This window comes from Levilactobacillus sp. LN180102, assembly GCF_050106635.1.
In the GTDB taxonomy this organism is placed as follows: Bacteria; Bacillota; Bacilli; order Lactobacillales; family Lactobacillaceae; genus Levilactobacillus; species Levilactobacillus brevis.
Map to the genome: position 1 here is coordinate 1 of NZ_JBNIIX010000031.1, position 8,113 is coordinate 8,113.

General features: G+C 42.7%; 12 protein-coding genes. 6 read left to right on the forward strand and 6 right to left on the reverse strand.

The window, feature by feature from the left end:
- Window positions 1–484 precede the first annotated feature (484 nt).
- On the forward strand, window positions 485–922 hold the full coding sequence (locus ACP4IT_RS12255) for a hypothetical protein (protein WP_011668041.1): 438 nt from the start codon (window positions 485–487) through the stop codon (window positions 920–922).
- Between the two features lie 195 nt (window positions 923–1,117).
- Here ACP4IT_RS12255 and ACP4IT_RS12260 read toward each other — a convergent pair whose 3' ends face one another.
- The 4 genes from ACP4IT_RS12260 to ACP4IT_RS12275 form a co-directional block, all read right to left on the reverse strand.
- The gene (locus ACP4IT_RS12260; protein ID WP_011668040.1) at window positions 1,118–1,324 is read right to left on the reverse strand and encodes a hypothetical protein; all 207 of its coding nucleotides are present in this window, start codon (window positions 1,322–1,324) and stop codon (window positions 1,118–1,120) included.
- A gap of 80 nt (window positions 1,325–1,404) precedes the next feature.
- Window positions 1,405–1,869 carry a nucleoside-diphosphate kinase gene (gene ndk / locus ACP4IT_RS12265; protein ID WP_011668039.1) on the reverse strand — a complete coding sequence of 155 codons (465 nt, stop codon included), beginning with the start codon at window positions 1,867–1,869 and terminating at the stop codon, window positions 1,405–1,407.
- Between the two features lie 142 nt (window positions 1,870–2,011).
- Entirely contained in the window at window positions 2,012–2,194 is a 183-nt protein-coding gene (locus ACP4IT_RS12270) for a PspC domain-containing protein (RefSeq protein WP_015473842.1), read from the reverse strand.
- 12 nt (window positions 2,195–2,206) lie between these two features.
- Window positions 2,207–2,869, reverse strand: a complete 663-nt coding sequence (locus ACP4IT_RS12275) for a histidine phosphatase family protein (protein WP_047021652.1) — start codon at window positions 2,867–2,869, stop codon at window positions 2,207–2,209.
- Window positions 2,870–3,029: 160 nt separating this feature from the next.
- Between ACP4IT_RS12275 and ACP4IT_RS12280 the strand changes: the two genes are divergently transcribed.
- Entirely contained in the window at window positions 3,030–3,911 is an 882-nt protein-coding gene (locus ACP4IT_RS12280; RefSeq protein ID WP_011668036.1) for a polyphosphate kinase 2 family protein, read from the forward strand.
- Between the two features lie 151 nt (window positions 3,912–4,062).
- Window positions 4,063–5,226 (forward strand): hydroxymethylglutaryl-CoA synthase, encoded by a 1,164-nt coding sequence (locus ACP4IT_RS12285; protein WP_024855597.1) that lies wholly within the window; start codon window positions 4,063–4,065, stop codon window positions 5,224–5,226.
- 35 nt (window positions 5,227–5,261) lie between these two features.
- On the opposite strand, the gene ACP4IT_RS12290 is transcribed toward ACP4IT_RS12285, so the two are convergent.
- Complete coding sequence (locus tag ACP4IT_RS12290) at window positions 5,262–5,852, reverse strand: hypothetical protein (RefSeq protein WP_172757601.1); 591 nt, start codon at window positions 5,850–5,852, stop codon at window positions 5,262–5,264.
- 226 nt (window positions 5,853–6,078) lie between these two features.
- Here ACP4IT_RS12290 and ACP4IT_RS12295 point away from each other — a divergent pair, with 226 nt between their 5' ends.
- Entirely contained in the window at window positions 6,079–6,519 is a 441-nt protein-coding gene (locus ACP4IT_RS12295) for a nucleoside 2-deoxyribosyltransferase (protein ID WP_021741150.1), read from the forward strand.
- Window positions 6,520–6,558: 39 nt separating this feature from the next.
- On the opposite strand, the gene lexA is transcribed toward ACP4IT_RS12295, so the two are convergent.
- The gene (gene lexA, locus ACP4IT_RS12300; protein WP_024855599.1) at window positions 6,559–7,188 is read right to left on the reverse strand and encodes a transcriptional repressor LexA; all 630 of its coding nucleotides are present in this window, start codon (window positions 7,186–7,188) and stop codon (window positions 6,559–6,561) included.
- A gap of 182 nt (window positions 7,189–7,370) precedes the next feature.
- Here lexA and ACP4IT_RS12305 point away from each other — a divergent pair, with 182 nt between their 5' ends.
- A complete protein-coding gene (locus ACP4IT_RS12305; RefSeq protein ID WP_011668032.1) occupies window positions 7,371–7,619 on the forward strand; it encodes a DUF896 domain-containing protein in 249 nt (82 codons plus the stop codon).
- A gap of 99 nt (window positions 7,620–7,718) precedes the next feature.
- Entirely contained in the window at window positions 7,719–7,943 is a 225-nt protein-coding gene (locus tag ACP4IT_RS12310; protein ID WP_011668031.1) for a YneF family protein, read from the forward strand.
- Window positions 7,944–8,113 lie beyond the last annotated feature (170 nt).

The window sequence follows — 8,113 nt, forward strand, 5'->3', positions numbered from 1 at the left end:
CACTCGCTTTCAATTGGTTTTCGTCGACTTGATTGTAGCACAGGGCAGTATGCCCTTTTTAGTTTGTTTTACAAAAAAGGCGTCGATGGATTTTATCCATCAACACCAAATATCATAGAGCCATAAAAATAGGAATCCCGTTAAATCAACGTTTAGCGAGGTTCCTATTTTTTATAACTCGTTAAAAAGTAGGAGAAAATATATGAATTGAGAACGTTTTTAGAACACTCTTAACTTGGTCACTTAATAGCTCCTAAAAATTATCCATTAGCGGTAATAAATGGATACACGAGATAATAATCGTCCAGAAGATTACTGTTCTTTAACGTAGCCTACATCCTACGCTCATCAGATATGAACGACATTGTTGCATCGTCAAGGACTGATTATTGCAAATGTTATATCCAATATCTGGGAAATCATTGACAACAAAATCTATTTTAGGTAAGTTTTAAATAGTAAATCTGTATACAGGGAGATAAGGATGAATAAGATTACGAAGACTATTGTGTTGGTTTTAACAACTGCTCTGGCATTTTGCATGGTGACGGGTTATGCTGCTGAGGCCAGTAGTACGGTTCCTAAGTCACTTAGGCATGAGTGGTATCAGCCGCTAAAAAACGTTAAGGATCCAATGTTCATAAAATTAAAGAGCCATGCGATGGACTCTGGTAGCAAAGCCTTTCATCACAAAATTTCTGGGAAAGATTTGCAAGTTATTAAGAAATCCAAGGGATGGTATCAGATCGGTTATACAGGGAACAATAACCCTAATTACAAAGTAACTAAGCGGAAGGTTTCTGGAAAGAAACGAACAGTTCTGCTAAAGAAAAATAGTAGCCACTCTCATTATGCAGATGTCTTTCTCATTGGTAAGAAAACCAAAATGAGTTTAGGGGAGTCGTCAGTATATCTTGGTTAAGCAGTACAGCTATATTTGGAAATGAAAGAAAGTAAAGTCTAATTTGAGTGTCAGGCTAGTCAATTAAATGTTCGAAAAACACTGGAAATAGGTATTCAGGCAAGCAGCATCACCAAACTGCATTGTTTCAACCCAGTATCGCTAAATCCAGATAACTAAAACCGGTCGTCAGCATCAACTAGCAACCGGTTTTAGTTATTTAACGGGTGTTGCGTATAAGATATTGGTTGGATTAATAACAACTGCCGTCCCATTCCAAGTAGTTCCTAACACAACGTCAGTTCGTTCAGCCGCCACACTTCGTAACGTCAAATGCTTCTCAGTATTGGCGAGGTAAACCGCAATCTTATCATTTTCTGTTGCTAATCGATAAAGCTCAGTTACCAGTGGATTTTTTTCCATTATATCAGGCCTCCGTTTTTAATAAGTATACACTTTTGGCGTATTAAAAAACGGCCAAAGATGGCCGTTGATGTTTGAATTTATTTTTTAGAAGGAGAGGCTTGTTGGTGCGCTTCCACTGCTAATTCAGGGAACCAGATTGCAATTTCGTGGTGCGCGTTTTCACGACTGTCTGATGTATGCACAATGTTTCTTAAAATACCATCAGGATAGGCATGAGCAAAGTCGCCCCGAATCGTGCCTGGCTGGGCATCGTTCGGCCGCGTTTTTCCAGCGAGATTATGCACAGTTTTGACCACATCAGTTCCCGTTACAATGATAGCAACCAGGGGACCTTCTTGCATATAGGTCTGAATTTCATGAAAATAAGGCTTTTCAACTTGCTCACGATAATGTCGTTTGAGTTGATCAGTTGTTGCTGTGACCACCTTTAATGCCGCTATTTGATAGCGCTTACTTTCTAGCCGTGAAATAATCTGACCGATATGACCTTCAGCGACACCATCTGGTTTTACCAAGACTAACGTTTTTTCTGAATTTGCCATAATGACGACCTCCTTGTAATTGGGCAAGTGTTGATTCATTGCTCATGGTATAACAAGTTGCTATCTTGAATTGTAGGAGATTCTGTGATGAACGTCAACTAGATCATTAAAAAAGCGCTCGGAAAAACCAAGCGCTTCAAAATTAAGCCGGGTCGCCCATTACCATCCACAAGATTAAATAAGCGATAACTGCTGGAAATGGGGTTAACGCTAAAATAACAAACAGGACGCGAGTAGCGGTTACATTCCAATTGAATTCGGCTGCCAATCCGCCAAGGACACCGGCAAATACACGATCCGTTGCTGAACGATGAATTTTTTTCATGTAGATTACCTCCTAAGATTGAAAATCAATTTTATTGAAGAAGTCAACGTGAATATTATCGTCGGTAATTTCTAATCTGGTGATGCTACCATTAATTGTTGCAACACCTTCGTCTAGTTCTGGTGCGTACCGATCAATGATTGAACGAATGGTCATACCATGGGAGACAACCAAAAATTGGTCACCATCTTTTGAATTAGCCCGTAGCTTGTCGAATCCTCGATCTAATCGTTGCCAAAACATCTCATTGCTTTCAGCTTCACCGTATAGGTCAGCTTGGTGGATTAAATCCCGTGCTTTTTCTAAGCCATAAGTTCCCAGCACAGCGGATTCAGAAGTTAACTGTACCTGAGCACCTACGAACTGCCACATCTGGTTTAGATCATTACCTTCAAAATACCCATGACACTGCTCCCGAAATTCAGGATATTGGTAAGAGACGATATTCATATTTTCTGGGTTTTGTTGTAGGGCGATATGCGCAGTTTCAATTGCACGACCCGAATCGCTACTATAGGCTGCAGCAAAGGGGATATTCTTTAGCTGCTCACCGGCCCGCTTGGCATCAGCCCGTCCCTTCTCAGTTAATGGGGAATCAATCCAACCTTGGACCTTATTATAATGATTCAACATGGTTTGCCCGTGGCGGACAAAGTATGCTGTAATTTTCTTCATGACGTGGCACTCCTTTATAAACGACGTAAGTGGTTACACCTTCAGTATAGCAATGCTGATAGGCTAACGCGACCATTTTGTCGCGGAGATTTAACCCGCAAGTATTTTTTTCTGCGAGAAGGGGGTAAACATGCTATTGTATGGGAAGGAGGCGAGGGTCATGAGTACTGAAAGTCGTTATCGTTATACGGGTGAACCGCTTGAAAATCTAAATAAGTGGGCAACGCGGGCAGCTCGGGTTCCCGAACAGGCCGTTATTGATGATGCGTTAGCTGCTAATGTGGCAACGCTAAGTGATTTGCAAAGCCGGCTATACGCGCAAAAGGAAACAGGTGTTATTGTTATCTTACAAGGCATGGACACGGCAGGAAAGGACGGGCTGATTCGCCACGTGCTGAGTGGGCTTAATCCGGCAGGGACGAGCGTGGTTAGCTTTAAACAGCCAACTAATCGCCAATTGAGTCATGACTTTCTGTGGCGGGTTAATCGCGAATTACCCGAACGAGGTGAAATTCGAATTTTTAACCGGTCTCAATACGAAGATGTTTTAATCAGTCGGGTGCACCCAGAGATGCTGCTAACGCAACATATTCCTGGTGTGACAACCCTAGCAGATGTGGGTGATGCTTTTTTTGACCGCCGCTATCGTGACTTGCGTCATTTTGAAACGTATTTACGGCATCAAGGTTTTGTGACAATCAAGTTTTTCCTACACCTTTCACGTGATGAGCAAACGCGGCGCTTTGAACGACGGATTGAGATTCCAAGTAAAAATTGGAAATTTTCTCCCAGTGATATGCAGGAGCGTGCTTTTTGGAATGATTATCAAGTTGCCTATACCAAGATGCTGACAAATACAGCCACCAAAAAAGATCCATGGTATATTATTCCCGCAGATGATAAGGGGGTCGCTCGGTTAATCGTCTCAAACATTTTGGTCAAACGTCTTCAGGATTTACGACCGACCTATCCCCAGGTGACACCAGAAACGCAAGCCCAGTTACGGCAGACATTAGTAAAATTAAAAAACAACGAATTGTAACTAACAAAAAGCCTTAAATGTGGCTCTAAGTCGAAATCTAAATACTTAAAATTGTATAATACAATCTTGAAAAAGTTGTCGACCGAGCTCAAAAAATGCTACAGTAAGACGAGTAACTTTGAACGTTCGAGGAGGCAGTCGCATCATGACCGTGAAGGTAGGCATTGACAAAATTGGATTTTACACACCGAATCTGTATCTGGATATGGTGGACTTGGCGCATGCTAGAGGAGCAGACCCGGCAAAGTATCAAGTAGGAATCGGTCAATCAAAACAGGCGGTGATTCCGCCAACCCAGGATGTCGTCACCATGGCGGCCAATGCGGCTGCTCAAATTTTGACACCAACAATCAAAACACAGATTGCTATGGTCTTGTTTGGAACAGAATCTGGGATTGATAACTCCAAGGCGACTGCCGTTTATTTGGCCCACCTACTAGAACTTTCACCACAAACGCGAGCGGTCGAACTTAAGCAAGCTTGTTATGGTGCTACTGCTGGGTTGCAGCTAGCAGCTGACTACGTTCGAGTTCATCCGCAAGCGAAGGTGTTGGTCATTGGTGCAGACATTGCGCGATACGGGTTGCGGACCGCCGGTGAGGTGACCCAAGGCGGTGGTGCCGTGGCAATGTTGGTGGCGGCTAACCCTCAGATTTTAGAGTTGGAGGCCACGAGCAGTTATCATACGGCTGACGTCATGGATTTCTGGCGGCCAACTTATCGTACCGAAGCTTTGGTGGATGGTAAGTATTCAACGAATGTCTATCTTGATTTTTTTGCGGCCGTTTGGGCAGATTATCAACGACAGACCAAATTAACAATCGCCGACTTTGCGGCATTTACATTCCATTTACCATTTACCAAAATGGGTCGTAAGGGATTACGACAAATTTTGCCAACGGCCACACCTGAGCATCAAGCCCAGTTAACAGCCGCCTTTGAAGCTAGTCAAGCGGATAATCGGGATGTGGGTAACCTGTATACGGGTTCGTTATACTTAAGCTTTTTATCACTATTACGGCATGGCCATTTACAAGCAGGACAACGCATTGGTTTCTTTAGTTATGGGTCAGGGGCCGAGGGAGAATTCTTTAGTGGCCTTATCCAACCTAATTATCGTCAAGGGTTTGACGATGCTGGATTGACGGATCTGTTGGCTAATCGGCGAGCCGTTTCAGTAGCCGAGTATGAACAACTTTATAATCAGCAATTGAGTTCTGATGGCCAAGACATGCAATTGGCAGTAGGACAAGAACAAGCGCCTTATTATTTAGCTGGTCGTCAACACGAGCAGCGGGTATATCGACGCCAATAACACCAAAAAAGGCCAGAATGTATTCTGGCCTTTTTTTATGACTCAAATTTATTTTTAGTGACAAATCCATCTTTGTAAACCAGTACCGGAGATTGGTGACCAACGCGAATGACAAAGGTATATCCACGACCCAAAGCCTGTTTAAGTGATTGACTGGTCTTAGCAAAATTGTTGGTGAACTTAGGCCATTTGGCTGCCTTGGCTTGGCTGGGATCCTGATTGAGTGCGGCAATTGTTTTCTTAAGACTTTGATTGGTGACCGTCAGGGTGTAAGTCTTACTTTGAGTATCAAATGAGACCGATCCAAGTTTTGTCAGTGATTTAATAAGTTGTTGCTTAACATTCTGCTCATTAGTTTTTTGGATTGTTGCTTTAGTTGTACTTGAACTGGTCGAAAATGTCTGTGAGCTGGACGTGAGTGACACTTTTTTAGCTGCTTCAGTTGTTTGATGGCTGGGGTGGGACCAGTAAGGCAAGTTCCAGATTGCTAATACTGTCCCACACAGGGCAAGAAGTAAAATGAGGCTTGATCCAATCTTCGAGTCGCCGCGTTGAGCAGCTGTCAATAAAGAAAATAGGGCGATGAGACTAATCAGTGCCCCAAATATAGCAAAGCCAAGAATCATATTTGGCACCTCTCCGTATGTAAGATGAGCTTAGTATAGCATGAAACAATTATAGAATAAAAGGCAATTCTAGTACGCTTGTTTATTTATAGCGACATTTTTAACGATATTGAGCGGAGAAAAGGACCCTAAGTGAATTATAACCGAATATTAATTGAATTGGTGTCGCCAAGAGTTCACTTTTAAGGTATAATATCAATTATTCCAGAGAAATGAGGAGATTAGTGTGACCAACGTTTACTTAGCAGGACCTTTTTTTGATGATGAGCAAATTTCTCGAATTGAGCGTGCCGAGAAGGCTTTAGCCGCCAACCCACAGGTTAATCGTGTCTTTAGTCCACGATTAAGTGAGATCGCTGGATTGACCATGGGGACGCCAGAATGGGCCACGCAGACTTTCCAAATGGATGTTCACCAGATTGATGAAGCTGATGTTGTGGTGGCATTGGTTGATTTTGTGGATGACCAAGTAGATTCGGGTACGGCCTTTGAAATTGGCTATGCTTTTCATAGTGACAAACCAATCATTGTGTTACATGAGAAAGACACCATCTTGAATTTGATGTTAGCGGAAGGGTTACATGCCTATCTGCAGAAAGCAGAAAGTTTGGCCGCATACGACTTTACGAACCTCCCCGAGAGTCATTATCACGGAAAAGTCTTTTAGACGACAAAAAAGCATTTGGCCAACTGCCAAATGCTTTTTTTAATGAACATCATCGCGGAACAGCCCGACCACTTTGCCGAGAATACTAACTTGATTTAAAATAATGGGTGCCATCGTATCATTTTCGGGTTGTAATCGAAAATGGTCAGCTTCTTTGAAGAATCGTTTGCAAGTTGCTTCATTTTCTTCCGTCATGGCAATGACGATATCACCATTGTCGGCGGACTGTTGTCGGCGAACAATCACCTGATCGCCATTCAAGATACCAATGTTGATCATACTTTCGCCACGAATTGTCAACATGAACAATTGATCATCGTCATTTTCAAATTCAGGGGGAACTGGGAAATAGTCGGTGGCCTCCTGCACAGCCAAGATCGGTTCACCGGCTGTGACAGTTCCTAGGACAGGGATTTTAGTTTGTTCTTCATGAACACCCAATTCTTCAAGACCAGCGGAAGTGACTTCTAATGCCCGTGGCTTGGTTGGATCTTTGGTGATAAATCCCTTTTTTTCTAGACGGGCGATATGACCGTGAACCGTTGAGGTTGAGGAGAGCGCCACGGCTTCACCGATTTCCCGAACAGTCGGCGGATACCCTTTCTCGTTAACGCGTTCCCAAATGAAGCGAAGAACGGCGATTTGTTTACTTTCAGAAGCTTTGCTCATCGTTACTGCCACCTCGTTCGTCATTTGTAGTATAGTTTAAGTTGATTGTAGCATAGCCATCGTCGTTTTTCAAACAGATGTTCGTCTTAATTGGTTGAATTTTCGGGGTGACCCTGATATGATGGGGCATGGCTAAATTTGAAGTATTGAAATATAAAAAGATGAAGTTAGGGGGACTGTTCATGGCAGAACCAACAATGGATAGTTTATTAGCACGAATTAATGAACTGGCACATAAAAATAAAACGGATGGCTTAACGGATGAAGAAACGGCTGAGCGTGACCATTTACGTAAGCAATATCTCAAACTCTTTCGAGAGAGCTTCCGGAGCCAAGTTGAGATGATGCAGGTTTACGACAAGGCTGGGAAAGAAGTCACCCCAGAAAAAGTTCGTCAAATCCAACGTGATAAAGGGTTACGAGACGATTAACCTGATGAGCGAGTCGCTTTTCTAGGATTCGCTCTTTTATTTTGCTTTAAGTTTGTGTAAAATTAAGCTTGAATGTTTTTAACAAAGGAGGGGAACAAATTGGCAACTTGGATTTGGATTCTAATTGTGATTGTCGTAGGCTTAGCTTGTGCAGCTGGTGGCTTCTACGGCGCTCGGAAGTACATGGAAAACTATTTGAAAGATAATCCGCCGATTAATGAAGATCAATTACGTGCGATGATGTTACAGATGGGGCAAAAACCATCCCAACGGAAATTACACCAAATGATGGCCGCAATGCAGCAAAATGCGCGGAAAAAATAACGGTTAATCTCGACTCGTTTCCCATTTGTGGGAGACGAGTCTTTTTATTTGGCTCTTTGTCAACGGGTGTTGATGGAGGGTTTATGTGGAACTTCGTTCACTTGCGAACGGGGTTCCTTTTCTTTACTCTGATTTTAAATTCAATTTGAATACGAAAAACAAAGTTTTTC